The organism is Paenibacillus spongiae (assembly GCF_024734895.1).
Lineage (GTDB): Bacteria > Bacillota > Bacilli > Paenibacillales > Paenibacillaceae > Paenibacillus_Z > Paenibacillus_Z spongiae.
Window position 1 is genome coordinate 2376735 of record NZ_CP091430.1, and the last position, 25867, is coordinate 2402601.

Consider the following 25867-nt stretch of genomic DNA (forward strand, 5'->3'; position numbering starts at 1 on the left):
ATGCGCCGGGAGGTAATTATGCATTCCATACTCGTCTTGAACGGACCGAACTTGAACATGCTCGGCGTACGCGAGCCTGGTGTTTACGGTACGGCGACGCTCGCGGATATTGAAGCGGCTGTGAGGGAATCGGCCGCATCCCTTGGCGTCGAAACGTCGTTCTTTCAATCCAACCACGAAGGCTTCCTGATTGACCGTATTCATGAAGCTTACGGCAGCGTGTCAGGGATTCTGATTAATCCCGGCGCATTGACGCATTACAGTTACGCTTTGCGCGATGCCCTCAGCACGGTTGCCATTCCCGTCGTCGAAGTGCATATGTCCAACATTCACAAGCGGGAACCGTTCCGGCACTTATCCGTAATCGCACCCGTTGCAGTCGGACAAATTGCGGGCTTCGGCGCACATAGCTATGTGCTTGGACTGTCGGCACTTGTGCAGCATCTTCAGTCGCAGCAGAGCGAAGGGTAAGCAGCTCTTCCTCTAGCCGCGGTATGCCGAAAGGGTGGTTGTATGTCGAATAAACGTGTGTCAGCGATCAGAAACAAGCTGATGGAGTTAAATTTGGACGGGCTGTTGATCGGAAGCGCGGTGAACAGGCGGTATGTAAGCGGGTTTACAGGCTCGGCAGGCATGGTCTTGCTGACCGCAGCGGACGGCTGGCTCGTAACGGATTTTCGTTATGGCACCCAGGCCGCTCAGCAGGCGCGCGGCTTCACCGTCATTGAGCACGGTATCCGGGCGATCGATACGATCGCGGAGCTGGCTGCAGCAGCCGGTATCAAGCGCCTTGGATTCGAACAGGATCATGTCGTTTTCGGCGAGTACGCCAATTGGCAGCAGAGCTTAAGCGGGCTTGAGCTTGTGCCGACCTCCTCCATCGTGGAGCAGATCCGCATGTTCAAGGACGAAGACGAGCTTGCCGTCATGCGCGAAGCAGCCGCCCTCGCCGATGAAACATTCTCGCATATTCTGGCGTACATTAAGCCCGGTGTCCGCGAACGCGATATCGCGCTAGAGATGGAAATGTTCATGAGAAGCAGAGGGGCGACATCCTCTTCCTTCGAGACGATCGTTGCTTCGGGCGAACGGTCCGCGCTGCCGCATGGCGTTGCAAGCGACCGGATCATCGGCAGCGACGAATTCGTCAAGCTGGATTTCGGTGCGTATATGAACGGATACTGCTCCGATCTGACGCGTACGGTCGTGGTCGGCAGCCCGTCGGACCGCCACCGCGAAATTTATGACATTGTGCTGGAAGCGCAGCTAACCACGTTAAGCGGTATCAAACCCGGCATGACGGGCAGGGAAGCGGATGCGCTGGCGCGCGACGTTATCACCCGGTACGGATACGGCGACCGGTTCGGTCACGGGACGGGCCATGGGCTCGGAATGGAAATTCATGAAGCGCCGCGGCTGTCCAAGACCGGAGACATCGTCCTCCAGCCGGGAATGACGGTTACGGTTGAACCCGGCATTTACTTGCCCGGATTCGGCGGCGTACGGATCGAGGACGACATTGTCATTACGGAGAGCGGCATCTCGCTGCTAACCGCATCATCGAAGGAACTGCAACGAATTTAGTCAAAATTTTGGTTGGACGCCACACATGCGCCACTACTTCAGCTTATGCTTCCGAAGCAGTTTTGTTGTGAAGATGTCCAGTGAAGCAATGCTACTCAAAACTTTTAGGAGGAATCTTAGTGATTTCAGTCAATGATTTTAAAACAGGCCTTACCGTTGAAGTGGATGGCGACATCTTTACCGTTCTAGAATTCCAGCATGTTAAGCCAGGTAAAGGTGCAGCGTTCGTCCGCTCCAAGCTGAAAAACCTGCGCAACGGCAATACGGTGGAAAAAACGTTCCGCGCCGGCGAAAACATCGGCCGCGCTCACGTAGAGAACCGCGCCGTTCAATACCTGTACAACTCCGGCAACGAATATACGTTCATGGATAATGAAACGTTCGATCAGTTCAATCTGGATCGCGATCAGCTCGAGTGGGAGCTGAACTTCCTGAAAGAAAACATGACGGTGAACATTGCCAGCTACCAGGGCGAAATCATCGGAATTACGATGCCGAACAGCGTGGACCTGAAGGTCACCGAGACCGAGCCCGGCGTTAAAGGCAATACGGCTCAAGGCGCAACGAAGAGCGCTACGGTCGAAACAGGGCATACGCTTCAAGTGCCGCTCTTCATTAATGAAGGCGACGTGCTGCTGATTGATACCCGCGAAGGCAAATATATCTCGCGCGCCTAGGATTGGTGCGCTTCTGATGAACCGTCCGGGCGGCTGCCCGGGCGGTTTTTTCATATTCAAACCGGTAAAAATGTGCTATAATCTTATTTTGTGATGGAATAGAATCATTGGGGAGTGGATCTGCGTTGTCGTTGATTGTAATGAAGTTCGGCGGCAGCTCCGTAGGCTCGACCGAGCGGATGCAGCGTGTCGCCAGACGGATTGCCGATTATAAAGAAGCCGGTCATCGAGTCGCGGTCGTCGTTTCGGCGATGGGGGATACGACAGACGATCTGATCGATCAGTCAAAGCTGCTTAATTCTAACCCGCCGGCACGCGAGATGGATATGCTGCTCACGACGGGTGAACAAATATCGGTTGCCCTATTATCCATGGCCATTCATCAAATTGGCCACACCGCCATGTCCTTAACCGGCTGGCAAGCGGGAATTCGTACGGAAGCCGTACACGGTAAAGCTCGCATAACGGATATCGAGCCAAGCCGGATATTCAAAGCTTTCGAAGAAGGCCATGCGGTCATTGTCGCCGGATTCCAAGGGATGTCGGACGACGGCGAAATTACGACGCTCGGACGCGGCGGCTCGGATACGACTGCCGTAGCGCTGGCTGCGGCGATTAACGCCGACGTTTGCGAAATTTATACCGATGTGGACGGCGTTTATTCGACGGACCCGCGGATTGTGAAATGCGCACGCAAGCTGGATGAGATTTCGTACGACGAGATGCTGGAGCTCGCCAATTTGGGCGCGGCCGTTCTGCATCCACGCGCGGTGGAATATGCGAAACACTATAATGTACGTCTAGTCGTACGTTCAAGCTTTACGCAGAACGAAGGGACGAGTGTGAAGGAGGAAACGGTCATGGAGCAAGGGGTCGCCGTTCGCGGTATCGCTTATGACAAGAACGTAGCAAGAATCAGCATTCTGGGCGTAGAGGATATTCCCGGAGTTCTCGCCAAAGTATTCGGCGCGCTGGCAGCGAGTGAAATCAATGTGGACATTATCGTGCAAAGCGGAGTCCAGGACGGCAAAGCCGACTTCTCATTCACCGTCTCTCTGAGCGACAAGGAGAAGGCGATCTCCGTGGTGGAGAGCATCCGCGGCGAAGTGCCTTTCCGCGAAGTGAATTCCGAAGAGAACCTGGTCAAGGTATCGATCGTGGGCGCCGGAATGGTCAGCAATCCGGGCGTTGCGGCGAAGATGTTCGACGTTATCTCGGGTCTTGGCATCAGCATCAAATTGGTGAGCACATCGGAAATTCGCGTTTCGTGCGTCATTGCCGCCGAGCAGGTACAAGAAGTTGTCCGCGCACTCCATACCGCTTACGGTTTGGATACCGCGGAGCAGGTTTTCGTAGGTGGTCCGCAGGATCGCCGTTAATCGAAGATCGGCACGGAAGAGAAAAGGGAAGGCTTGGGGAAGCAGATGATTCTGCTCTCCGAGCCTTCCCTTTTCTTCATTCTTAATACGATCTAGCAAACCTATTCACGGTCAGGCCGTTTACCGCTTCCGATTTGCTCCCGAACGATCCGCCAGCCCTGTCGATTATCACGCGGCCTAGAACCGGCTTGCAATGAAGCTGAACAGCTTGAATAGAATCGCCGTAATGCCTGCGGCCATCAGAGGACCGACAGGTATGCCGCGAAAAAACACGATGCCGATAATGGAGCCCACCACGAGACCGACAATAAGCTGGGGATCGAACTTGAGCATCTCCAATCCTTTGCCGTTCACATACGTGGCAAGGGCGCCGCCAGTCAACGCAAGGATCCCCGGCCAAGAGGTCAGTGCGCTTACGATTTCCTTCGATTGAATCCGCCCGGATGCGAAAGGAACGAGCACGCTAAAGGTAAGAAACAGCAGTCCGAGCTCCAGTCCCCGTCTTTCGATCGTCGGCAAATACCGCTCCAGATGGACGAGCTGGACGACAAGGAGTACGCATGCCGCCGTCGAGATGATCGGCGAGCGGCCAATTAATCCAATGATAATGAGAACAACCAATACGATTTGCCCATTCATGCTTGTCTGCTCCCCCGAACTGTTCAGCATCGCCGCGCTTATCCGATGCGGCGTCCATACTCCATTGTATGGAACAAGCTCCCCCGATATGTCATCCGAGCACAAGTGTATCGCCTTGAAGTTTGGGGACTACAGCGCAGCAATCCGATTTGGCGCAATGATCGATGTCGCGGGCATATCCCATTTTCACGAGCCGCCTGCCTGTCGTGCTTCCCAGCAGCGCATCCGTTATGCGGCCTGCCGTGTTTCGATAATAACCGAGCATGGCGGTGCCAAAGTCATCGATCTCGACATTGGTTGATGCGAACGCCAGCAGACGGTCGATAATGAACCCGGCGCATAATCCGTCCTCCAGCGCGAATTCGTCGTGGCTGCCGGAGCAGATCAGCACAATATCGCGCCTGAAATCGATGGCTGCCTTGGCGCATGCCGAACCGTTCGTCAGCGACCCGGCCAGGACGGTGTCGGCGCGAAGCGCTTTCTGCATCGCTCGGGTTCCGTTCGTCGTCGTCAAAATAATACGCCGGTTCTTGACCGTTTCCGGTATGAAGTCCGGAGGTGAGTTCCCGAGGTCGAAGCCTGCGATTTTGCGGCAGAAGCGCTCGCCGGCGAGCAAGTCGGACGGCCGCTGCAGCGTGCGGGCTTCCAGGACCGTTTCGACCGGCAGAATGCCTGCCGACCCGGCTTCCAATGCCGCGACAATCGTACTCGTGGCGCGCAGGACATCGATGACGATGGCCGTCCGGTGCGTGATCCGGTCAGCCCTCGCCTCATTTACGTTCGAGATGACTTCAATACGCATGTTTGCTCTGATCCGCCTTCCTCTTTCATCGTTGCGGGGGCGAGCCCAGCCTCTTAGATCATGTAGTGCAGCCCTTCCTCTTTCCGCAAGCCGAATTCGAACGTATCCGAGCGCAGGCCGCGCCGCATCGTCTCCAGAGCCAGAGCCTCTGAAGGCGGGATATTCCCCAGATGAGCTTCTGCCCCGAACGTCTGAAGCAGCAGCACCTGCTGATGCTTGAGAGGCGCTTCCCACATAATCAGTTCGACATTCGGAAGCACTCGGCATAACCTTTCGAGTACGTCCTCCCGGCATCCGCCTTGTTCGTCGAAGAGACCGACGCCGACGCCGGATTCCCGCGCTTCGACCGTCACCAGCTTGGCGCCGGCAATCAGGTCTGCTTCAGCGGTTAACGCGAGGGCGGTTGCATCGACGATGGTTCCCGAAATCTTCTTTCCATATTCTGTAACGACCCGGAGACCGCACTTCACGCCCTCCCGAATCAATTCCGTCCGCATTTTACGCGATAGCTCGATTGTTCCGTCCGATACTTCGATGCCATTGAAGCCAAGCCGGCAGACGGTTTCGAAGAATTCGGACGTCACGCCCTGCTGTACGGCCGTTTCCAGCAGAGTGCCTCCGGGCATGACGATAATGCCGTGCCGCTTCGCCAGCTCGATCTTGGTCAGCAGCAGCTCGGTCGGATAGAGAGGGGCAGTGCCGAACCCGAATTTAATGCAGTCCGTATAGCTGCCTGCCGTTTCAATCAGGTCGGCGAATGCATGCCTGCCCAGACCCTTATCGATAATCATCGTTTGCCCGCGTCCGGCGGACCGGTCCGCGTCGTTCTCGTAGTTGGAGACGTGAGGCATTACGCGCCTTCCGCTTGGATCATTCAGCGCTGCCGGCCACGTAGCTCGGGGGAAGAATTTCATGTTGATCTCCTCGCTTATCGATTCATTCGTGGATTGTCATCGGAATGACTAGAGCAATATATGCAGATGAAGCAGGGCGTGTGCCCGGGTCGCGGTCATCTTCAAACGATTATCGGCAATGGGCATGAACCGCAGACAAGCCCGCATAGGCTGTACTAGTGAAACTTTGATGAAAGGAGAGAGGGAGATGCTTAATAAAATCGTGCTTACTATGGCCTCGCTTCGCGTCTTATCCGGAACCATCGAAATATGCGCGGCACTGCTCATGCTGCGCATGAACCAAATCGATAAAGCGCTGGCGGTCAATGCCTCGCTCGCCTTGGTCGGCCCGCTCATTCTGATTACGACGACGACCATCGGGCTTGTCGGGATGTCGGATAAGCTGTCGTTCGAGAAGCTGGCCTGGATCGTGGGCGGGGTCGCATGCTTGTTAATCGGCATTCTCAAAGAGTAGGGAGAGTTTCTAGTAAGAGAAGCCGGCGGAGTCATATTGAACGGGTTGTCCGCATAGAATTGGTAGCGGATAGGCCGTATTGCGAGTATTGGTCTATGAAACTTGCAAATAAGCGGCAAAGTCGAATTCCGGGAGGGTTTTCTTATGCTAGTGCGCGTCGTTCACCTGCTGCCGTCTGAGCTCGCATCCATACTCGAGCGCATGCCTGATCGGGTGAAGGATACGGTCGAAGAGATTCGCATACGGGAAGGACGCCCGCTTGAAATTGGCTATGAAGGCGGCTTTTCCTTCGTCGGACAAGACGGCGGTCTCCATAAACGTCCAGAAGAAGCGTACAAGCCGGCAGGCGATATATGCCGCAAGCTGCTGGAAAGGGTGACGAACCATTCTATCTACGCAATGGAAGAAGAGCTTCGCCGCGGCTTCATAACCGTAGCCGGCGGGCATCGGATCGGCATTGCCGGAAGAACGGTGCTGGAGGGCGGCAGTGTCCGGGGCATTCGCGATGTGGCCGCCTTCAATGTCCGGATCGCCCGCGAAGTGCCGGGAGCCTCGGCCAAAATATTGCCCAGACTGCTTGATTTCGGACGGAGGTCGGTGCTGCCTGCGCTTATCGTCGGTCCGCCGCAGCAGGGGAAGACAACCGTTGCGCGCGATTTGGCCCGATCGGTCAGCGCCGGTGATTGGGGCCATCCGGCAGCTGCAGGATGGATCGGCCGCAAAGTCGGGATCGTAGATGAACGATCCGAAATTGCCGCGTGCGTCCGAGGAGTGCCGACCTTCGACGTCGGTCCCCGAACCGATGTATTGGATGCATGCCCCAAGGCGGAAGGGATGATGATGATGCTTCGCTCGATGTCGCCGGATGTGCTTATCGTGGACGAGATCGGCCGGCCGGAGGATGCCGATGCGATACTTGACGCTTGCCATGCGGGAATTACGGTCATCGCCACTGCGCATGCCAAGGATGCCGATGAGGCGAAAGGGCGCCCCGTGCTTAAGCGATTGCTCGAAGCAGGCGCATTCGCGGTATGTGTCGAGCTGCAGCGGGGCCCGGCTGGGCTGACAAGCCGGATTGCGGCGGCGCGGCCGGGCGGGCGGTTGCCCACGGCAAGAGAACCGACTTCCAGCGGGGGCGGCGCCTATGGTTAAGCTAATCGGGGCCGTGCTCATCTTGTTCGCCGGAACGATGATCGGTTTTCATCAAGCGTCGAGATTTGCCGCCAGGCCGCGTCAAATCCGCCAGCTTATTCAAGCGCTGCAGAGGCTGGAAACCGAGATCGGATACGGATATACGCCGCTGCCTGAAGCGGTGACGAGCTCCGCCGCTCATCTGCCGGAACCGGTCGCCGGACTGCTGCAAAGCGTAAGCCGGCTGCTGGCCGAGGGCGAGCGTGAGGGGAAGACCTTCCGGGAGTGCTGGGAGGAGGCGCTGACGATGCACTGGCCGGGCACGGCGATGAAGAACGCCGAGCAGTCGGCGCTGATCCGGCTGGGTTCGGCGCTCGGAATAAGCGACCGCGATGATCAAGTCAAGCATTTGCGGCTTGCCGTACAGCAGCTGAAGGCGGAAGAAGATGCGGCCAGGGACGATCAGTCACGCTACGAGAAGATGTGCAAGAGCTTGGGTGTCCTCGTCGCCGCGCTAGTCGTCATTTTGATCGTTTAGTGGGGTGCCGGTTAAATGAACAACATTGATGTTAGCGCCATATTTCAAATTGCGGGAATCGGCATCATTATCGCAATGATTCATACCGTCTTGAAACAGATGGGCAAGGAAGATATGTCGCACTGGGTCACGTTAATCGGATTTGTCGTCGTTCTGTTCATGGTCGTCCGGCTGCTCAGCGACTTGTTTCAAGAGATAAAGTCCATTTTTCTGTTTCAGTGAGAAGTCCCGTCCAGTCAAGGCAGGTGAATCCCGAATGGAAATCATTCAAATCGTCGGTCTCGGATTGATCACAACCATCCTCATTCTCGTCGTTCGGGAACAAAAGCCGATGTTCGCTTTTCTGCTTGCCGCATTTACCGGATTATTCATCTTTCTGTACATGATCGGCAAAATCGAAACGGTGATCACCGTGCTCGAGCAGCTGGCAGACCGATCAGGCATACCGTCGATTTACTTGAAGACGATTCTGAAAATAATCGGTATTGCTTATATCGCCGAATTCGGAGCGCAGATTGTGCGGGACGCAGGTCAGGAAAGTGTCGCTTCAAAAATTGAATTTGCCGGCAAAGTGCTTATTCTTGTCATGGCGGTTCCGATTATCGGCGTTATCGTCGAAACCGTGATCGGCCTGCTGCCGGCGGGGAGTTGAAGGCATGCTGCAGCGTCTAATCCGGGCCCTGGCGCTGCAAGCGGCGCTCTGGATCGCCATTCTCGCGTTTCTTCCCGGATCCGTCTCAGCGCTAGCCGATATGCCGGAGCGGGAGCAGCAGCCTGCCGGCGGAGCGCAGTCTGTCCAGCGGGCCGGATCCGTAACGGACAACCTGGCCGAAGGGCAGCTGCGCGAGATCGATACGACAGCGGTAGAAAGCTACTGGAACAAGCTCATGAAGGAATATGGCGGCCTGTTTCCCGACAGTAAAGTGCCCAGCTTTATGGAGATGATCGTTCCCGGCGGCGAAGGGCTAAAGCTGACGACCGTCTTGACCGGACTTCTGCGTTACGTCATGTATGAGGTTCTATATAACGGCAAGCTGCTCATTACGATCGTCATGCTCACGGTGTTCAGCATGATTCTCCAGACGCTGCAAACGGCGTTCGAGCGCAATGCCGTCAGCAAGGTCGCCTACAGCATCACATACATGGTGATGATCGTCCTCGTGGTGAACAGCTTCAATGTCGCGATCGGATATGCGAAGGACGCCATCAGCGGCATGATCCAATTCATGATGGCGATGATACCGCTGCTCCTTACGCTGCTGGCAACGATGGGGAATGTGGTGACGGTCACGGTTCTGCACCCTTTGATTGTGTTTATGATCCATGCGGTAGGGTCGGTCATCTTTACTATCGTCTTTCCGCTTCTGTTCTTCTCGGCCGTCCTGCATATCGCCAGCGCGCTGACGGACAAGTTCAAGGTGACGCAGCTTGCGAACGTCCTGCGCAATTTCGGGGTTGGCGTGATGGGGATCATGCTCACGATATTTCTGGGCGTTATATCCGTTCAGGGGGCGACAAGCTCGGTTACGGACGGCGTCACCATGCGGACGGCAAAGTTCATCACCGGAAACTTCGTGCCGGTTATCGGCCGGACGTTCTCCGACGCGGCGGACACGGTCATGTCGGCCTCCATGCTCGTGAAGAATGCGATCGGGCTTGCCGGGGTCATTATCCTCATCTTCTTATGTGCCTTTCCGGCCATCAAAATATTAACTCTGGCCTTGATATATAACGTATCGGCGGCCATTATGCAGCCGCTTGGCGACAGCCCGATCGTCGACTGCCTGCGGACGATAGGCAAGACGCTCATCTATGTGTTCGCTGCGCTGGCTGCCGTCAGCTTAATGTTCTTCCTCGCAGTCACGATCATATTGACGGCAGGGAACGCTGCCGTGATGATACGTTGAGCCTTAGGAGGGAGTGGGCAAAATGCTGGCATGGCTCGCCGCGTGGCTGAAACAAATAATAGCGGTCGTGCTGCTGGCCGGTCTTATTGATCTGCTGCTGCCGAACCAGACGATGCAGCGCTATGTGCGGCTGATCGCGGGCCTGATCATTCTGCTGACGCTGTTGTCTCCGATCATCCGTCTGCTGCAGGGCGATTACGATACGCAGCTGAACGCCAGCTTCGACAACTGGCTCAAAGCCTCGCCCCCAAAGGAGTACAGGATGCCCACGCTGGAAGATATACAGCGCGATGCGGAGGCGCTGAAGCGGAAGCAGGAATTGGCGGCCGCGGCACTGACAGAGAAACAGCTGGCCTCCGCAATGAAGGAAGCGCTGGAGCGGGGAACCGGCCTGAAGGTATCATCCGTGTCGGTGCGGCTCGCCGGAACATCCAAGACGGATGCGGCGTCTGTGCAGACGGTTGAAGTTACGCTGGACAGCATGGGGGGCGCACCGGACGAGTCCCCCGGAGCTGCTTCGGGGGGCGAAGGCGAAGCTGGGACGGCATCAGGGGGCGAAGGCGATGAAGGGAAGGCATCAGGGCTTGAAGGCGGCGCTGACGCCGGCGAAATACAACCCGTCGAGTCTGTCGATTCGGTGTCCGTATTTGTCCAGGTGGACACAAATCGCGTGAACGGTTCCGATTCCGGACAGCCGGTCAGCGAGGGATATGCGCCTGTTGAAGGAAGAGCCGCCGAAGCGGTAAGGCGGGTGCTCAGCGAAGGCTGGTCGGTTCCGCCAGGCGTCGTCAGTGTTCGCATGGCATCAAGCGATGGAGCCGGAGCCGGGGCGGCCCCGGATTAGGAAAGGGGAGAGAACCGTGGCCAAGTGGCTGGAAGGATTGGAAAAGCTCGTAGGCGGAGGTCCGTCGGGGCCGAAGCGGGTGAAGACGCTGCGGTGGCTGCTGCTCGTAGGAGCGCTTGGAATCGCGTTGATGCTGCTGAATTCCTTGCTGACCCTTCAAACCGTCGAGCCTGATCCGGAGCAGCCGGCCTCCGTCCCGTCCGATCAGACAACCTTTCTCGGCGGGAAAGACGCGGAAGGCTCTGCGTTCGAATCGATCGAGCACCCGCTGGAAAACCGGCTGAAGGAAATATTGGAGAAAATCGTAGGGGTTGGATCCGTTGACGTGCTGGTCAGCGTCGATTCAACAGAGGAGGTTGTCGTCGGCCGCAACGATAAGGAAACCCAGCAGATAACCGACGAGAACGACAAGAACGGCGGCAAACGCCATATCACATCCATAACAAAGGATGGGCAAGTGGTCTTGTATGAATCGGCCGGCGGCCAGTCGCCGCTGGTGACCAAGCGCATCAAGCCGAAGGTTCGGGGGGTTCTGATCGTCGCCAAGGGCTCCGAGAACGGAACCGTCCGGCGTCTCATACTCGATGCGGTAGAGAAGGGGCTTAACGTGCCGGTCAATCGCATTTCCGTCGTACCGAGTAAGCATGCATCCTAAATCAAAACGAAAATGGAAAAGGGAGGCTTTCACTTTATGAACACGAAAAGACAAACGGTTTGGCTCGTATCGATGCTCAGCTTGATGGTCATTTTATCCGCGTACTACTTGTTTACCGAAGATGTCGACACCCCCTCTGATATGCTGACCGACGGTACGCAGCAGGAGCAGATGATTCTCCCTAATGCGACAGAAGCGGCGGCCGGCGGCAGCTCGCAGGAGAACGGCATCGTCGTTGACAAGGTGGAGACCGGGGGCGGTCAGGAAACGAAGGAAACAGCCTCGGCGGGAACGAAGGCCGAAACGAATGCGGACCAGCTCTCCAAGGAGGATCAGGAAGTGCTTCGCAAAGTAGAGGCGGAGGGAATCGCAAGCAGCAGCGTATTCGACGAGCTTCAGTACAAGCGCGACCAGAAATTCTATGAAGAGAACAATCGTCTGTACAGCGTTATCTCCGATACGAAGCAGAACCCGGAGGAGGCGACGAAAGCGATTGACCAGCTCGATCAGCTGGAGGAGAAGAGCGCGAAGATCACCGGGCTTGAACAAGAGCTCGGCAAGCAGTTCAGCATAGCGATCGTCTCGCCGGAGCCGAATGATAAATACAAAGTTGTCGTACAAAGCGAGAAGCTGGAGAAAAGCCAGGCCGACAGCATCGTCATGCTCGCCATGAAAGAACTCGGCTTGTCCGCGAACCAGGTTTCCGTTCAGTTCATTCCTTAATCCGGCCATAATGCTGCAATTATACTGCCCCTTGTACGCCGTCTCGGCGTCCGAGGGGCAGTGCGTTTTAAAGCTATGAGAAGATGCCGGCTTCCTGCTGCAGGAGCAGCAGCTATTTCCAATTAGGCTTGCATAAAAAATGGGTTCGTGTTCAGCTGCGTTTGTGCTATAATAGTTCTGTTATGTGCAAGTTTTGGCATTCCCGATATATTCGGCAAAGCCGATATGAAGCAGCACAGAAACCTTTTAGGAGTGAAACCATGTTCAAGCTGAGTGAAATCAAAGAATTGATCAAGCTGGTCGACCAAACATCCGTCCACGAGCTGGAAATCGAAAACGAAGGCGCACGCTTGTCGATCCGCAAGCCAGGCAAAACGGAAGTGGTCCATGTGCAACCGGCGTCAATCGTCCCTACATATACCCAGGCCACTCCCGACCCCGGCCAACAAACGACTGTCGCTCCCGTCCCTGCGGTTCAATCCGCTCCCAAAGCGGACAACCTGCACCAAATCGTATCGCCGATGGTCGGTACGTTCTATCGCGCATCTTCACCTGACGCCCAACCGTTTGTAAGCGTTGGCGATCGCGTGAGCGAGAAGACGGTCGTGTGCATTCTCGAAGCGATGAAGCTGATGAACGAGCTTGAAGCGGAAGTGCGCGGCGAAATCGTCGAGGTGCTCGTCGAGAACGGGCAGCTCATCGAGTTCGGACAACCCTTGTTCCTGGTCAAGCCGGAATAATCCGGCTAACGCGTAGCAAGTTCAAGAACAGTGCGCACGAAAGGGGCTTTAAGCGTGAAATTCAACAAAATATTGATTGCCAACCGGGGAGAAATCGCCGTACGGATCATTCGCGCCTGCCGCGAGCTCGGAATCCAAACGGTGGCCGTATATTCCGAGGCGGACCGGGATTCGCTGCATGTTCGTCTGGCGGACGAGGCTTACTGCATCGGTCCTGTCGCCTCGAAGGACAGCTATTTGAATCTGACGAACATCATGAGCGTGGCCACGCTGACCGAGTGCGACGCGATTCACCCGGGTTACGGCTTCTTGGCGGAGAACGCCGATTTCGCGGAGATTTGCGAATCATGCAACGTGACGTTCATCGGACCGTCTCCGCTGGCGATCAGCAAGATGGGTGACAAGGCGGTCGCCAAGCAAACGATGAAGGAAGCCGACGTGCCGGTTATTCCCGGTTCGGAAGGACTTGTCGAGGACTTGGACGAAGCCATCCGCGTAGCCCGGGAAATCGGGTACCCTGTCATTATCAAAGCGACGGCAGGCGGCGGCGGGAAGGGAATCCGGATTGCGGAGGACGAAGCGACGCTCATCGCCCAAATTACAACCGCTCAGCAGGAAGCCCAGAAAGCGTTCGGCAACGCCGGCGTCTATCTGGAGAAATATTTGACGGGCATGAAGCACGTCGAGATTCAAATTATCGCCGACAAGCACGGCAATGCCGTGCATCTCTTCGAGAGAGACTGCTCCGTTCAGCGCCGCCGCCAGAAGCTGGTGGAGGAAGCGCCTTGCCCGGTTCTCAGTCCCGCCTTGCGGGAACGGATGGGTCAGGCTTCGGTGCGTGCCGCCAAGGCCGTTCAATACGCCGGCGCAGGTACGCTGGAATTCCTGCTCGGCCCGGACGGCAGCTTCTACTTCATGGAGATGAACACGCGCATTCAGGTCGAGCATCCGGTTACAGAGATGATTACCGGCGTCGATCTCATTAAAGAGATGATTCACGTCGCGGAAGGCAATCCGTTGTCCTTCACGCAAGCGGACGTCAAGATTAACGGCTGGGCCATCGAATGCCGCATTAATGCGGAGGATTCGGATCGGAACTTCATGCCGTCCCCGGGCCAGATTCAATTCTACCTGCCGCCGGGCGGACTGGGCGTCCGCGTGGATAGCGCCGCTTATCCGGGCTACACGATATCGCCGCATTACGATTCGATGATCGCCAAGCTGATCGTATGGGGAGAAACGCGGGAGGATGCGATCGCCCGTATGAAGCGGGCGCTTGCCGAATTTGCCATCGACGGCATCAAGACGACGATTCCTTTCCATATGAAGCTTCTCAATCATCCGAAGTTCGTGAAGGGCCATTTCGATATCAAGTTCCTGGAAGAGAATGATGTGAACAATCCGGATCCCGATGATAGCGAAGCCTTCATCGAAGGGTAACAAACACGGGCTAACGGCTCCTGACAGGACGTCCAAATTAAGCCCTTAAGGTTTGTCATATTTCTCTCTGAATGCTATAGTATAAGAATAAGAAGCGGATGAGCCCCAGGCGAAAGGCCGGAGCTACGCTACTTTACGGGAGGTGTTAGAATAACCATGAGCACGCTCGCAGCGGATTATGAGAAAACGGACATGGGTACCATTCAAATCGCACCCGAGGTCATCGAAGTCATTGCAGGGCTGGCTACGATCGAGGTACAGGGCGTCGCAGGAATGAGCGGCGGATTCGCAGGCGGTATCGCCGAGCTGCTGGGCCGCAAGAACCTGTCCAAGGGCGTCAAAGTCGAAGTGGGACAGCGGGAAGCGGCAGTTGACGTATCGATTATTGTCGAATACGGCAATCGCATTCCAGAGATTGCGGCTGATATTCAGCGTAATGTTAAGCGTTCGATTGAAACGATGACTGGACTTCATGTCGTCGAGGTCAACGTTCATATCCACGACGTTCATTTCAAGACGACGGAGAAAGTAGAAGAAGATGAAACGCAGAATCGTGTGAAGTAATTGAACGCGAGGACTGCGAATAATTGCGATACCCCCTTGTCAATGGGCTTGCCGCTCGGCGCTAGGGGGTTTTATTCAGTCCGCCCCAAGGAGGAATCTCACGTTGATCAGAGTGTTGGACAAGCTTCTGTTGTTTATATATAGCCTGGCAATCGGGGTCGTATCCGTTCTTGCCTTTAGCGCGGCTTTTCATTGGCTGCCCGAGAAATGGATTAACGATATGACCCGTGATTTATATGGCAATGTCAAGTGGCTCCAGGTGACGGTCATTGCCGTTTCGGCGGCGCTGTTCCTGCTAAGCGTGCGTTTCTTCTATGTCTCGCTGCGCCGGAGTCATGCATCCGCGCCATCCATCGATCAACGGACAGAGTTTGGGGACATTCGCATCTCTCTGGAAACAGTTGAGAACCTGGCCTTGAAAGCGGCCGGACGCCAACGGGGCGTCAAGGATTTGCGGGCGAGAATTCATCTGGGCGAAGCGGGAATCGATATCACGATTCGCGCCATCGTGGACGGCGAGACATCCATTCCGGTCATTACGGAAGACATTCAGAAGTCGGTCAAATCTCATGTGGAAGAAATTACAGGGATACCGGTCTCGGTCGTAACGGTTTTTGTGGCGAATATTATCCAGACGGCAAACTATAAAAGTCGCGTGGAATAGGGGCGTTGCCGATGTGGAGAGAAATTTGGGTAACCTATGGAGGACGGATCGCCGGTGTAACGACAGGCATCGTGCTCGGAATTCTCTATTTTATCGTAGGATTTTGGGACATGCTGTTTTTCGGACTTTTATTGTGGATCGGCTATACCATAGGCGGCTTCAAGGACAGCGGCAGCGGACCGATCATTCCGTGGAATCGCCTGACGGAATGGCTGATGCAGCGCTGGCGGCCCTTCAAATAGCACTGTGATCTCCTCCGTACCCCGGACGAATGCGTTTCTTTCGGGGCAGGGAGGAGATCATATTTTTGCCACGATACCAACTGTTTAACAGCCGGGTTTGCTGATTTGCTCCGGCACGATTCGATTTACATCTATAGGAGGACCCATGAAACGAAGGCTAGCACGTGAAATAGCGGTACAGAGCTTGTACCAAATGGAAATGAACGAGGTTACGGCCTCGGATGCCGTAGACATGCTGATGGATGAGGCCCGCAACGAGGAGAACGAAATGGGCGCCAGCGCGTCGGATGTTAACCGTGTAGACCAGCATGTCCGCGATCTTGTATACGGGGTAACCGAGCACAAAGCAGCCATAGACGATATGCTGCAGCAGTATTTGACCGGTTGGCAGGTGGACAGGCTGTCGCGCGTTGACCGGCAGATTCTGCGGCTATCCTGTTATGAGCTGGTTTTTCGCGATGACGTCCCGCCTAAAGCGGCCATTAACGAAGCGATCGAAATCGCCAAGCATTTTGGCACCGAAGAATCAGGGAAATTCGTTAACGGTGTCTTGGGCAAGCTGCTCCAAGCATTGGATGAGATTAAGCCTAAAGGCATAACGCCGGGTGAACATAATTAGCCGATGCTTCCGAAGCGAGTTTTGTTTCGAAGCAGATTCTGTAAGTTACCCTCAACAAAACTTTTAGGAGGCTTGCACGTGAGCGCACAACGAATTGAAGGCAAACAAATTTCAGACGCGATTCGCGCGGAGATCGCGATCGAGACGGCGAAGCTGGCCGAACAGGGCATTATTCCCGGATTGGCGGTCGTGCTCGTAGGGAATGATCCGGCATCGAGCGTCTATGTAGGCAGCAAGGCCAAAGCGTGCGAACAGCTCGGCTTCTACTCTGAGGTTCACCGGCTAGAAGAACAATCCTCGCAGGAAGACTTATTGTCGCTTATCGATCAGCTGAACAAACAATCGAATATTCATGGCATTCTGGTTCAGCTTCCGCTGCCGAAGCATATTGAGGAAAAGGCGGTTATCGATGCCATTAGCGTGCATAAGGATGTCGATGGCTTCCATCCCGTGAGCGTGGGTAATCTCGTAATCGGCGACGACAGCCTGCTTCCATGCACGCCGGCCGGCGTCATCGAAATGATCAAGCGCACTGGAATCGAAATCGCCGGCAAGCACGCCGTCGTGATCGGCCGCAGCAATATTGTCGGCAAACCGGTTGCCATGCTGCTGCTGCGCGAGCATGCCACCGTTACGATCTGCCATTCCAAAACGGCGAACATGGAAGAAATCGCTAAGACGGCCGACATTCTCGTTGTCGCAATCGGCAAGCCCAAAGCGATCGGAGCGAGCTTCGTGAAGCCTGGCGCCGTTGTAATTGACGTCGGCATTAACCGTCTGCCAAGCGGCAAGCTAGCCGGAGATGTGGATTATGACGATGTGCTGGACACAGCAGGATACATAACTCCCGTACCGGGCGGGGTAGGACCGATGACGATCACGATGCTGATGCTGAATACGCTGAAGGCTGCCAAACAAGTAAACCGTATCGGGGAGTGACTCGAAGATGGCGTTAGAGTCACGTATATATTCGATCAAGGAAATTAACCGTTATATACGAATGAAGCTGGAGTCCGACAATCTTCTGGGAGATGTCTGGCTTCGCGGCGAGATTTCGAATTTCACGCATCATTCGAGCGGGCATATGTATTTTACGCTGAAGGATGCCGACAGCCGCTTGAAATGCATTATGTTCGCTTCGCATAACCAGAGGCTGCCCTTTATGCCGAAGGAAGGCACGAAGGTGCTGGCAAGAGGCAATTTTTCCGTCTATGAACGCGACGGGAATTATCAGTTCTATGTGACGCAGATGCAGCCGGACGGCATCGGCAGCCTGTACATGGCCTTCGAGCAGCTCAAACGGAAGCTCGATAGCGAGGGGTTGTTTGCAGAAGGCCGCAAACGACCCATTCCCCGCTTCCCTAAGGCGATCGGGGTGATTACTTCCCCGACGGGCGCGGCCGTTCGAGATATCATCATTACGCTGCAGCGCCGCCATCCTTCCGTGCCGGTGCTGCTTTTTCCTGTTCTTGTACAGGGCAAGGGAGCCGCTCCGGCAATCGTGAAAGCGATTGAAAATATGAACCGAATGGCTGAAGTCGACGTATTAATTGTAGGGCGCGGGGGCGGATCGCTGGAAGAGCTGTGGGCCTTTAACGAAGAAGCGGTTGCCCGCAGCATCGTCGCATCGGCTATACCCGTTATCTCTGCGGTCGGCCATGAGACGGATTTCACCATAGCGGATTTCGTCGCCGACCTCCGTGCCGCAACGCCAACGGCGGCTGCCGAGCTCGCCGTTCCTAATATCGAGGAGCTTAAGGGCAGATTGTCCCAGCTGCGGACGAGGCTGTATCAATCCCTCCGGACATCGGTGACAAGACGGAAGGAACGGCTCCATCGCGTCAGTCGTTCGCCCATCTTTATGAATCCAAGAAAATACATGCTGCAGCAGGCTGAACGGCTGGACCGGTTGAAGGATCGGCTGGAGCAGCGGACTGTACGCCAGGCAGAACGCAGCCGGGATAAGCTGCTTCGGCTCCAAGGCGCTTTGGCAGCGGCTCATCCGGGCGAGAAGGCTGCATTCGCGGCGAAACAGCTGCAGGGCGCGACCGGCCGTCTTGAATCCGCAATGGGTGGCCTGATGAAGGAACACCGCATGCGGGTGGCTTCCGCCATCCGGCAGCTGGATGCATTGAGTCCGCTGAAGGTCATGTCGCGCGGCTATAGTCTTGTATACGATGAGAAGGAAAACCGGCTCATTAAATCGATCGAGGACGTGCAACCCGGCGATTTGGTGACAGTCAAACTGACAGACGGCCAGCTTGACTGTCAGGTGTGGGCGATGAAAGGGGAGACGTAACAGATGGAAGAGCAGCAGTTGAGCTTCGAAGAGGCCATGGAGCGTCTGGAAGCGATCGTCAGCCGGCTTGAGAACGGCGATGTTCCGCTTGAAACCGCGATTGAGCTATTTCAAGAAGGCATGAAACTGTCGCAGCTTTGCGGAACCAAGCTGGAACAGGTAGAGCGTAAGATAGAAGTGCTCATCGAAACGGAGAATGGCTTTCAGAAAAAACCGTTTGCGCCGTCAAACGAAGATAGAGGAGAATAAGACCTTTGAACGCTTCAACATCCATAAAAGAATTTATTTCCAGTTCGGCGGCGGAAGTCGAAGCCGCCCTGCGCGAGTCGCTGCCGGCCGGCTGGAATATACCGGGCAACTTACGCGAAGCGATGATGTATTCGCTTGAAGCGGGCGGGAAACGGCTTCGGCCGACACTCGTGCTGACGGCAGCGGAAGCCGTAAGGGATGACCGCCGCGCTTGGAACGCCGCTATGCCCGTAGCCTGCGCAGTCGAAATGATCCACACGTATTCGCTTATTCATGACGATTTGCCGGCCATGGACAATGACGATTTTCGCCGCGGCAAACCGACGAACCATAAAGTGTTCGGCGAAGGGATGGCTATTCTTGCGGGTGACGGCTTGCTGACGCATGCGTTCTATGCCATTACGCAAACGGCCCGGCTCGGCGTGCCTCCCGAGACGGCGCTTGCCATTACGTCCGATTTGGCGCTTCTTGCCGGTATTTCCGGCATGGTTGGCGGCCAGGCGGCCGATCTGCTCGGAGAGCAGGGGCTGACGACGATCGAGCAGCTTGAATACATTCATTTGCGCAAGACGAGCGATCTTATCGTCTTTTCCGTGACGGCAGGGGCCAGGGTCGGAGGCGCTAATCCCGCTCAACTGGAAGCATTGGGCGAGTTCGCGCGCAAGCTGGGGCTTGCTTTCCAGGTGCAGGACGACATTCTGGATTTGACCGGGGACGAGGTTAAGCTGGGCAAGCCGGTACAGAGCGATGTGCAGCAAAGCAAGGTGACGTACCCTTATCTGCTAGGGCTCGAAGAAAGCCGGGCGCTGGTGCAGAGGCTTACGGCTGAAGCCAAACAGGCGCTGGAGAAGGCTGACTTGACACGCCCTGAACGGCTGCTGGCCATCGCTGACTATTTGGTAAGCAGGGATCACTAATCGGACAACTGTTTTGGGCAACGTATAGGTTCTATGTTATAATTGTTCAAAACGTTATACGTTTATTGGACAACGGCTATCCGTTCGTCCGTGAAAGCGAGGAAATCACGTGTTGCTCGAACAAATTAACGGGCCGAAGGAATTGAAAGCATTATCGATTCCCCAACTTGAAGAGCTTGCTGAGGAAATCCGCAGATTTCTAATTGAGAAACTTTCTGCTACGGGCGGACATCTGGCTCCAAATCTCGGCGTTGTGGAATTGACGCTGGCGATGCATTATTTGTTCGACAGCCCGACTGACAAGTTTATATTCGACGTGGGACATCAATCCTACGTTCATAAGATATTGACAGGACGTATGGGACAATTCGATACGCTTCGCCAGTATAAGGGTCTCTGCGGCTTCGTGAAGCGCTCCGAAAGCGAGCATGATGTTTGGGAAGCCGGGCACAGCAGCACGTCGTTGTCCGCTGCCATGGGCATGGCGCTCGCAAGGGATCTCAAGGGCGAGAATAACGAAGTCGTCGCCGTGATCGGGGACGGTGCGCTTACGGGGGGCATGGCGCTCGAAGCGTTGAACCATATCGGCCACGAGAAGAAGAAGCTGATGGTCATTCTGAATGACAATGAGATGTCCATCGCGCCGAATGTCGGTGCGCTGCACCATTACTTGGGCAAGATTCGGACGGATCGCCATTATCAAAAAGCTAAAGAAGAGCTTAATCAGCTTTTAAATAAAATTCCGGCCATTGGCGGGAAGCTTGCCAAAACGGCGGAGCGCTTCAAGGACAGCGTGAAATACTTGCTCGTCAGCGGCATTCTGTTCGAGCAGTTCGGGCTGACTTATTTCGGTCCTGTGGACGGCCATGATATGGAACAGCTGCTTGATGTTATGGAGCAGGCACGGAACGTTAACGGTCCCGTGCTTGTGCATGTCATAACGGTCAAGGGCAAAGGTTATTCGCCTGCAGAGGCGGACTCCTTCAAGTGGCACGGCATCTCGCCGTACAAGATCGAGTCCGGGCAGGTTCTTAAAGCGGTCGGGCCCCCGATGTATACGCAAGTATTCGGCGATACGCTTATCGAATTCGCTGCGAAGAACGACCGTATAGTTGCCGTCACGCCGGCCATGCCGGGCGGCTCCGGACTGCTTGATTTCGCTGCCCGGTTTCCGAATCGGATGATCGACGTCGGCATTGCGGAGCAGCATGCGGCCACGATGTGCGCGGCACTCGCCATGGAAGGAATGAAACCGGTATTTGCCGTGTATTCTACCTTCCTGCAGCGGGCTTACGATCAAGTTGTTCATGATATATGCCGTCAGAATTTGAACGTCGTGTTCGCGATCGACCGGGCCGGCTTTGTCGGACCGGACGGAGAAACCCACCAAGGCGTATACGATATTCCGTTCCTCCGCCATATTCCGAATATGGTGCTGATGATGCCGAAGGATGAGAACGAGATGCGCCGGATGATGAGAACGGCTTTTGAATACAATGACGGACCGATAGCGATTCGCTATCCGCGCATTAACGGGCTTGGGGTAGAGATCGACCAGGAACCGCTGCCGATCCCGATCGGAACGTGGGAAACGGTCCGGGAGGGCGATTCGGCCGCCATTCTGGCGATTGGCCCGATGCTGCAGGTCGCCAAAGAGGCAGCCGAGCAGTTGAAGCGCGAAGGACTGAATGTCAGGGTGATCAATGCGCGGTTCATCAAACCATTGGACGAATCGATGCTGCTTCAGCTGGCTCAGGAAGGAATGAACATGATCGTTCTGGAAGAGAGTTCGGAGCTAGGCGGATTGGGAAGCGCCATGCTTGAATTCTATTCGCTTCAGAATGTGAAGAATGTATCCCTTCGCATTATCGGCGTGCCCGATGTATTTGTGGAGCATGGGTCGATCGAAGAACAACGCCAGGAAGCGGGCTTGACTGCCGATCGCGTAGCCGGCGAATTAAAAGCGATGATGCCGCGAGCCCGCAAGCGTGTTAACGGTCCTGCTTAAGAAACGGGAGAAACGATGAAGATCGAGAAAGAACGAATCGATATTTTGTTAGTGGAGCAAGGGTATTACGAGAGCAGAGAAAAGGCGAAAGCCGCTCTGATGGCGGGTCTCATTATCGTCGACGGGGAACGGATCGAGAAGAGCGGCACGAAAGTGCCGCGATCCGCATCCATCACGGTAAAAGGAGCGCTTCATCCTTATGTCAGCCGCGGCGGCTTGAAGCTGGAGAAAGCGATCCGCGCCTTCGAGCTGGATCTGACCGGAGCCGTTATGCTGGATATCGGCGCTTCAACCGGCGGCTTTACGGATTGCGCGCTTCAGAACGGCGCCTCCTACGTTTATGCCATCGATGTCGGTTACAATCAGCTGGATTGGTCGCTCCGTCAGGATGAGCGGGTAAATGTCATGGAACGCACGAACTTCAGGTATATGCAGCCGGCCGACCTTCAAGGACCGCAGCCTACATTTGCGACGATCGATGTTTCCTTCATTTCGCTAAAAATTATTTTGGCGACGCTGGTGCAGCTGCTGCACGAAGGATCCGGTGTCGTAGCGCTGATTAAACCGCAATTCGAAGCGGGGCGCGATAAGGTGGGCAAATCCGGCGTCGTGCGCGACCCGGCTGTTCACAGAGCAGTCCTCCGGACGATCCTGGCCTTCGCGGCCGAGCAGGGCTTGTCTCTGCGGCAGGTTACATTCTCCCCGATTACAGGAGGGGAAGGGAATATCGAATTCCTTGCGTATTGGGTGCTGGAGCCCGAAGCGGCGGCCGCGGCGCCGGGAGACGACTTCCTCGCCAAGCTTGTCGAGGAGGCGGGCCAGACCTTTGCGCAGGCTTGAGAACGGACTAAAGCGACTGTTATAATGAGATGGATGCGTCCAGAACGAAGAAGCCTTTCATTGCGGTTATGACCGGAATGAAAGGCTTTTTTTGCCGGAAAGATGCTTGTCCCCCTTTTCAGATTCAGAAATATTTGTTAAACTAGAAAAACCAAACAAGCGTTCGCTTATAAATATAGCTGCCGAACAAGGAAATTTCTTCTCTACCGCGAATGATATGGATAACGTCTGCGTTAGTGGAGGGATCGGGATGGGGAAATACGGGGACTGGCTTATCATGCTGATTGCCGGCAGTATTATTATCTACTGGCTGTACCGCGTGTTTTACCGCTGGCTGCACGAACCGCCCGGAGTCAATTCCAAGCTGCTTCTAAGCGAAGCCGAAGATGTCAATGATGAAGATGATAATGTGCGTTACCTGGAAGCAAACGGGTATGATGTTACGCACGGCAAGTACAGGGTGCCGATCACGATCGACCTGGACGGAGAGGAATTGTACAGCAGGCTGTTCATCGATATGATTGCCGAGAGAGATGGCAAACATTATGTCGTCAAGACCGCGCGGGACCGGATGCCGATCGATTGGACGGGCAGCGGGGTGAGAGACAGGCTGCTGGTCTATGCGCTGCTGTTTCCGGAATGCGAAGGCGTCTTGTTCGTCGACCAGAGGGAACGGATCATAAAGACGATTACGTTTCACTTTTCAGATACTAACCAATAAGGCCAAGGCTGCCTAGGAGGCTGATGGAATGAAGAGCGTCAGGCATATGAAAATCAGGGAATTAATAACCGGCCAGATTATAGAGACTCAGGAAGAGCTGGTCGAGGCATTAAGCAATGGAGGCATGCAGGTCACGCAAGCAACGGTCTCCAGAGATATTAAGGAGCTTCAGCTCATTAAAGTGCCGGCGGAAGACGGCCGGTATAAATACTCGCTGCCGCTGGAGCAGCGAATGAATCCGATCCATAAATTAAAGCGGGCGCTGGCCGACAATTTCGTCCATATCGATCATACGGATAACCTGGTCGTGATGAAATGCCTGCCGGGAACAGCTAATGCCATCGGCTCTTTGATCGATAACATGGAGTGGAATGAAGTAATGGGAACGATTTGCGGCGACGATACGATTCTTATTATATGCCGCACGAAAGTACAGAGCAGCGAAATTATCGACCGGCTGCTCGGTTACATGAATTAAGGCGACTTGCGCTGACTGCGCCCCAGTTATAAGGAGGAGAACAAGCTATGCTTCGCGAACTGTCCATACGCAACTTGGCTGTCATTGAATCGGTTACGGTACGTTTCCACGACGGATTTCTGGTGCTTACAGGCGAGACCGGTGCTGGGAAGTCCATTTTGATTGATGCGCTCAGTCTGATCGTAGGTGGACGCGGTTCTTCGGATATGGTCCGTTACGGCTGCGACAAAGCGGAAATCGAAGCGATGTTCGAGCTTCCGCAGGGACATCCGGTATGGAAGACGCTGTCTTCCTTCGGAATCGACGCCTCGCCGGAAGAAGCGCTTATTGTTCGGCGCGAGCTGTCCTCCCAGGGGAAGAGCGTCAGCCGTATTAACGGGCACATCGTCAATATGACTATGCTTCGTGAAGCAGGCGAGTACCTCGTCAACATTCATGGCCAGCATGAGCATCAATCCTTGTTCAAAACCGAGAAGCATATCGATTGGCTCGATTTGTATGCCGGCGAGCGTGTCACGAAGCTTCTGGAACGGTATAAATTTACGTACCGCAATTTCGAGCAGGTACGGCAGCAGCAGAAGGAGCTGGAAGACTCCTCCAGACAGAATATACAGCTGCTTGATTTATACCGCTTCCAGATCGAAGAGATTGCTGCAGCCAAGCTTATCCCGGGTGAAGATGAATCATTGCAGGAAGAGAAGCAAAAACTAATGCATGCGGTCAAAAGACGCGATTCGGCGGCAGAGGCCTATGCGTGGATGAGCAGCAGCAAAGGCCTTGATGCCTTCAGCAGGTCCATCTCCCGGCTGGAAGACATCCGCGATTACGATCCGGCGGTCCTTGGGCCTTTGCTGGAGCAGCTGCAATCGGCTTTTTATCAATTGGAGGATGCTTCATTTCAAATTCGCGACTATCGCGACGGTGTCGAATCCGACCCGGAACGATTGGCGTATATCGATGACCGCATTGATCTGATTAATAGCTTAAAACGTAAGTACGGGGAGACCATTCCTGATATTTTAGCCTATTTGGACAATATTCAGTCGGAAGCGGACAAGATCGAGAACCGCGACGAGCATCTGGAGAAGCTGCGCAGAGAACAACAACATCTATACTCGGAAGCGCTTCTTATCGGCAAGTCGTTATCCGATATGCGGCGCGCTGCTGCAGACCGGCTCGCATCCGCTATCGAGGCGGAGCTGAGGCAGCTTCAGATGGAGCGTACCACCTTCCGTGTCGAGCTGAGGCAGCATCAGGAGGGTGAGTCATACCGTCTGCTTGCTAACGGGATCGATGAGGCCGTGTTCCTTATTGCCCCGAATCCCGGTGAGCCGCTCAAGCCGATTAGCAAGATCGCTTCCGGCGGCGAGATGTCGCGGATTATGCTTGCGCTCAAGACGATATTCGCGTCGATCGATCAAGTCCCTACACTCGTATTCGACGAGGTCGATACGGGCGTCAGCGGAAGAGCGGCCCAGGCGATTGCGGAGAAGATGTCCCGTTTGTCTAATCAATGCCAGGTATTCTCCATTACTCATTTACCGCAGGTTGCCTGCATGGCGGACCATCATTATGAAATCCGAAAAGCGGTTATAGCAGAACGCACCTCCACGAATGTCGCGGAATTGGAGCTGGGAACGCGTATCGAAGAGCTTGCTCGCATGCTTGGCGGCGTTGAAGTTACGGAAAAAACAAGGCATCATGCACAAGAAATGCTTGACTTGGCGTATCGCCAAAAGGGGGCGTAATGTAAGGCAGTCAGGGAATGTTTTTGGCGACATAAAACATAAGGGGCAGGGATACCTTATAGGTACGCAAATGGCGAACACCTTTCTCGTC

31 protein-coding genes are annotated in these 25867 nt (G+C 55.0%); 28 read left to right on the forward strand and 3 right to left on the reverse strand.

Annotation, left to right across the window (positions count from 1 at the left end; genetic code table 11):
- Window positions 1-18: 18 nt before the first annotated feature.
- The 4 genes from aroQ (at window position 19) to L1F29_RS10895 (ending at window position 3640) form a co-directional block, all read left to right on the forward strand.
- Window positions 19-471, forward strand: coding sequence for a type II 3-dehydroquinate dehydratase (gene aroQ / locus L1F29_RS10880; RefSeq protein WP_258388331.1), 453 nt, complete (start codon window positions 19-21; stop codon window positions 469-471).
- 42 nt (window positions 472-513) lie between these two features.
- A complete protein-coding gene (locus L1F29_RS10885) occupies window positions 514-1584 on the forward strand; it encodes a M24 family metallopeptidase (protein WP_258388332.1) in 1071 nt (356 codons plus the stop codon).
- A 119-nt stretch (window positions 1585-1703) separates the two neighbouring features.
- Window positions 1704-2261, forward strand: coding sequence for an elongation factor P (efp, locus tag L1F29_RS10890; protein WP_258388333.1), 558 nt, complete (start codon window positions 1704-1706; stop codon window positions 2259-2261).
- Between the two features lie 125 nt (window positions 2262-2386).
- On the forward strand, window positions 2387-3640 hold the full coding sequence (locus L1F29_RS10895) for an aspartate kinase (RefSeq protein WP_258388334.1): 1254 nt from the start codon (window positions 2387-2389) through the stop codon (window positions 3638-3640).
- A 177-nt stretch (window positions 3641-3817) separates the two neighbouring features.
- Here the strand turns inward: L1F29_RS10895 and L1F29_RS10900 are convergent, their stop codons facing one another.
- From L1F29_RS10900 to comA, 3 genes are all read right to left on the reverse strand, one after another.
- Window positions 3818-4279, reverse strand: coding sequence for a DUF441 domain-containing protein (locus L1F29_RS10900; RefSeq protein WP_258388335.1), 462 nt, complete (start codon window positions 4277-4279; stop codon window positions 3818-3820).
- Window positions 4280-4370: 91 nt separating this feature from the next.
- Window positions 4371-5081, reverse strand: a complete 711-nt coding sequence (locus L1F29_RS10905) for a 2-phosphosulfolactate phosphatase (protein WP_258388336.1) — start codon at window positions 5079-5081, stop codon at window positions 4371-4373.
- A 53-nt stretch (window positions 5082-5134) separates the two neighbouring features.
- On the reverse strand, window positions 5135-5995 hold the full coding sequence (comA, locus tag L1F29_RS10910) for a phosphosulfolactate synthase (protein WP_258388337.1): 861 nt from the start codon (window positions 5993-5995) through the stop codon (window positions 5135-5137).
- Window positions 5996-6182: 187 nt separating this feature from the next.
- On the opposite strand from comA, the gene L1F29_RS10915 reads away from it, so the two are divergent.
- The 24 genes from L1F29_RS10915 to recN all read left to right on the forward strand — a co-directional run bounded on the left by L1F29_RS10915 (window position 6183) and on the right by recN (window position 25776).
- Window positions 6183-6449: a YqhV family protein gene (locus L1F29_RS10915; RefSeq protein ID WP_258388338.1), complete on the forward strand. Its 267-nt coding sequence runs from the start codon at window positions 6183-6185 to the stop codon at window positions 6447-6449.
- Window positions 6450-6593: 144 nt separating this feature from the next.
- Window positions 6594-7601 (forward strand): stage III sporulation protein AA, encoded by a 1008-nt coding sequence (gene spoIIIAA / locus L1F29_RS10920; protein ID WP_258388339.1) that lies wholly within the window; start codon window positions 6594-6596, stop codon window positions 7599-7601.
- Window positions 7594-8118, forward strand: coding sequence for a stage III sporulation protein SpoIIIAB (gene spoIIIAB / locus L1F29_RS10925; RefSeq protein ID WP_258388340.1), 525 nt, complete (start codon window positions 7594-7596; stop codon window positions 8116-8118). The genes spoIIIAA and spoIIIAB overlap by 8 nt, the downstream gene beginning before the upstream one ends.
- A gap of 15 nt (window positions 8119-8133) precedes the next feature.
- Complete coding sequence (gene spoIIIAC / locus L1F29_RS10930; protein WP_258388341.1) at window positions 8134-8340, forward strand: stage III sporulation protein AC; 207 nt, start codon at window positions 8134-8136, stop codon at window positions 8338-8340.
- Window positions 8341-8374: 34 nt separating this feature from the next.
- Window positions 8375-8770, forward strand: a complete 396-nt coding sequence (spoIIIAD, locus tag L1F29_RS10935) for a stage III sporulation protein AD (RefSeq protein WP_258388342.1) — start codon at window positions 8375-8377, stop codon at window positions 8768-8770.
- 4 nt (window positions 8771-8774) lie between these two features.
- Entirely contained in the window at window positions 8775-10025 is a 1251-nt protein-coding gene (spoIIIAE, locus tag L1F29_RS10940) for a stage III sporulation protein AE (RefSeq protein WP_258388343.1), read from the forward strand.
- 22 nt (window positions 10026-10047) lie between these two features.
- Window positions 10048-10869 carry a stage III sporulation protein AF gene (spoIIIAF, locus tag L1F29_RS10945; protein ID WP_258388344.1) on the forward strand — a complete coding sequence of 274 codons (822 nt, stop codon included), beginning with the start codon at window positions 10048-10050 and terminating at the stop codon, window positions 10867-10869.
- Window positions 10870-10885: 16 nt separating this feature from the next.
- Window positions 10886-11524, forward strand: coding sequence for a stage III sporulation protein AG (spoIIIAG, locus tag L1F29_RS10950; RefSeq protein ID WP_258388345.1), 639 nt, complete (start codon window positions 10886-10888; stop codon window positions 11522-11524).
- A gap of 36 nt (window positions 11525-11560) precedes the next feature.
- On the forward strand, window positions 11561-12247 hold the full coding sequence (locus tag L1F29_RS10955) for a SpoIIIAH-like family protein (protein ID WP_258388346.1): 687 nt from the start codon (window positions 11561-11563) through the stop codon (window positions 12245-12247).
- Between the two features lie 260 nt (window positions 12248-12507).
- Window positions 12508-12987, forward strand: a complete 480-nt coding sequence (accB, locus tag L1F29_RS10960; RefSeq protein WP_258388347.1) for an acetyl-CoA carboxylase biotin carboxyl carrier protein — start codon at window positions 12508-12510, stop codon at window positions 12985-12987.
- Between the two features lie 54 nt (window positions 12988-13041).
- Window positions 13042-14427: an acetyl-CoA carboxylase biotin carboxylase subunit gene (gene accC / locus L1F29_RS10965; protein WP_258388348.1), complete on the forward strand. Its 1386-nt coding sequence runs from the start codon at window positions 13042-13044 to the stop codon at window positions 14425-14427.
- A gap of 156 nt (window positions 14428-14583) precedes the next feature.
- Complete coding sequence (locus tag L1F29_RS10970; protein WP_258388349.1) at window positions 14584-14991, forward strand: Asp23/Gls24 family envelope stress response protein; 408 nt, start codon at window positions 14584-14586, stop codon at window positions 14989-14991.
- 103 nt (window positions 14992-15094) lie between these two features.
- Window positions 15095-15655, forward strand: a complete 561-nt coding sequence (gene amaP, locus L1F29_RS10975; RefSeq protein WP_258388350.1) for an alkaline shock response membrane anchor protein AmaP — start codon at window positions 15095-15097, stop codon at window positions 15653-15655.
- Between the two features lie 11 nt (window positions 15656-15666).
- Entirely contained in the window at window positions 15667-15897 is a 231-nt protein-coding gene (locus L1F29_RS10980; RefSeq protein ID WP_258388351.1) for a DUF2273 domain-containing protein, read from the forward strand.
- Between the two features lie 145 nt (window positions 15898-16042).
- Window positions 16043-16516 carry a transcription antitermination factor NusB gene (gene nusB / locus L1F29_RS10985; RefSeq protein WP_258388352.1) on the forward strand — a complete coding sequence of 158 codons (474 nt, stop codon included), beginning with the start codon at window positions 16043-16045 and terminating at the stop codon, window positions 16514-16516.
- A gap of 78 nt (window positions 16517-16594) precedes the next feature.
- Window positions 16595-17455, forward strand: a complete 861-nt coding sequence (gene folD, locus L1F29_RS10990) for a bifunctional methylenetetrahydrofolate dehydrogenase/methenyltetrahydrofolate cyclohydrolase FolD (protein WP_258388353.1) — start codon at window positions 16595-16597, stop codon at window positions 17453-17455.
- 7 nt (window positions 17456-17462) lie between these two features.
- Window positions 17463-18815 carry an exodeoxyribonuclease VII large subunit gene (gene xseA, locus L1F29_RS10995; protein WP_258388354.1) on the forward strand — a complete coding sequence of 451 codons (1353 nt, stop codon included), beginning with the start codon at window positions 17463-17465 and terminating at the stop codon, window positions 18813-18815.
- 3 nt (window positions 18816-18818) lie between these two features.
- Window positions 18819-19064: an exodeoxyribonuclease VII small subunit gene (gene xseB / locus L1F29_RS11000; RefSeq protein WP_258388355.1), complete on the forward strand. Its 246-nt coding sequence runs from the start codon at window positions 18819-18821 to the stop codon at window positions 19062-19064.
- Between the two features lie 5 nt (window positions 19065-19069).
- Window positions 19070-19981: a polyprenyl synthetase family protein gene (locus L1F29_RS11005; protein ID WP_258388356.1), complete on the forward strand. Its 912-nt coding sequence runs from the start codon at window positions 19070-19072 to the stop codon at window positions 19979-19981.
- 109 nt (window positions 19982-20090) lie between these two features.
- Window positions 20091-21989 (forward strand): 1-deoxy-D-xylulose-5-phosphate synthase, encoded by a 1899-nt coding sequence (gene dxs / locus L1F29_RS11010; protein ID WP_258388357.1) that lies wholly within the window; start codon window positions 20091-20093, stop codon window positions 21987-21989.
- Between the two features lie 15 nt (window positions 21990-22004).
- Complete coding sequence (locus L1F29_RS11015; RefSeq protein ID WP_258388358.1) at window positions 22005-22829, forward strand: TlyA family RNA methyltransferase; 825 nt, start codon at window positions 22005-22007, stop codon at window positions 22827-22829.
- A gap of 250 nt (window positions 22830-23079) precedes the next feature.
- Window positions 23080-23550 carry a hypothetical protein gene (locus L1F29_RS11020; protein WP_258388359.1) on the forward strand — a complete coding sequence of 157 codons (471 nt, stop codon included), beginning with the start codon at window positions 23080-23082 and terminating at the stop codon, window positions 23548-23550.
- 28 nt (window positions 23551-23578) lie between these two features.
- Window positions 23579-24028: a transcriptional regulator AhrC/ArgR gene (gene ahrC, locus L1F29_RS11025; protein WP_258388360.1), complete on the forward strand. Its 450-nt coding sequence runs from the start codon at window positions 23579-23581 to the stop codon at window positions 24026-24028.
- 47 nt (window positions 24029-24075) lie between these two features.
- Window positions 24076-25776 (forward strand): DNA repair protein RecN, encoded by a 1701-nt coding sequence (gene recN, locus L1F29_RS11030; RefSeq protein WP_258388361.1) that lies wholly within the window; start codon window positions 24076-24078, stop codon window positions 25774-25776.
- Window positions 25777-25867 lie beyond the last annotated feature (91 nt).

Coding starts and splice junctions, on each gene's coding strand:
- aroQ (WP_258388331.1), top strand. CDS start 19: ATGCATTCCATACTCGTCTTGAACGGACCGAACTTGAACATGCTCGGC.
- L1F29_RS10885 (WP_258388332.1), top strand. CDS start 514: ATGTCGAATAAACGTGTGTCAGCGATCAGAAACAAGCTGATGGAGTTA.
- L1F29_RS10900 (WP_258388335.1), bottom strand. CDS start 4,279: ATGAATGGGCAAATCGTATTGGTTGTTCTCATTATCATTGGATTAATT.
- L1F29_RS10905 (WP_258388336.1), bottom strand. CDS start 5,081: ATGCGTATTGAAGTCATCTCGAACGTAAATGAGGCGAGGGCTGACCGG.
- comA (WP_258388337.1), bottom strand. CDS start 5,995: ATGAAATTCTTCCCCCGAGCTACGTGGCCGGCAGCGCTGAATGATCCA.
- L1F29_RS10915 (WP_258388338.1), top strand. CDS start 6,183: ATGCTTAATAAAATCGTGCTTACTATGGCCTCGCTTCGCGTCTTATCC.
- spoIIIAA (WP_258388339.1), top strand. CDS start 6,594: ATGCTAGTGCGCGTCGTTCACCTGCTGCCGTCTGAGCTCGCATCCATA.
- spoIIIAB (WP_258388340.1), top strand. CDS start 7,594: ATGGTTAAGCTAATCGGGGCCGTGCTCATCTTGTTCGCCGGAACGATG.
- spoIIIAC (WP_258388341.1), top strand. CDS start 8,134: ATGAACAACATTGATGTTAGCGCCATATTTCAAATTGCGGGAATCGGC.
- spoIIIAD (WP_258388342.1), top strand. CDS start 8,375: ATGGAAATCATTCAAATCGTCGGTCTCGGATTGATCACAACCATCCTC.
- spoIIIAE (WP_258388343.1), top strand. CDS start 8,775: ATGCTGCAGCGTCTAATCCGGGCCCTGGCGCTGCAAGCGGCGCTCTGG.
- spoIIIAF (WP_258388344.1), top strand. CDS start 10,048: ATGCTGGCATGGCTCGCCGCGTGGCTGAAACAAATAATAGCGGTCGTG.
- L1F29_RS10955 (WP_258388346.1), top strand. CDS start 11,561: ATGAACACGAAAAGACAAACGGTTTGGCTCGTATCGATGCTCAGCTTG.
- accB (WP_258388347.1), top strand. CDS start 12,508: ATGTTCAAGCTGAGTGAAATCAAAGAATTGATCAAGCTGGTCGACCAA.
- L1F29_RS10970 (WP_258388349.1), top strand. CDS start 14,584: ATGAGCACGCTCGCAGCGGATTATGAGAAAACGGACATGGGTACCATT.
- L1F29_RS10980 (WP_258388351.1), top strand. CDS start 15,667: ATGTGGAGAGAAATTTGGGTAACCTATGGAGGACGGATCGCCGGTGTA.
- nusB (WP_258388352.1), top strand. CDS start 16,043: ATGAAACGAAGGCTAGCACGTGAAATAGCGGTACAGAGCTTGTACCAA.
- xseA (WP_258388354.1), top strand. CDS start 17,463: ATGGCGTTAGAGTCACGTATATATTCGATCAAGGAAATTAACCGTTAT.
- xseB (WP_258388355.1), top strand. CDS start 18,819: ATGGAAGAGCAGCAGTTGAGCTTCGAAGAGGCCATGGAGCGTCTGGAA.
- L1F29_RS11015 (WP_258388358.1), top strand. CDS start 22,005: ATGAAGATCGAGAAAGAACGAATCGATATTTTGTTAGTGGAGCAAGGG.
- L1F29_RS11020 (WP_258388359.1), top strand. CDS start 23,080: ATGGGGAAATACGGGGACTGGCTTATCATGCTGATTGCCGGCAGTATT.
- ahrC (WP_258388360.1), top strand. CDS start 23,579: ATGAAGAGCGTCAGGCATATGAAAATCAGGGAATTAATAACCGGCCAG.
- recN (WP_258388361.1), top strand. CDS start 24,076: ATGCTTCGCGAACTGTCCATACGCAACTTGGCTGTCATTGAATCGGTT.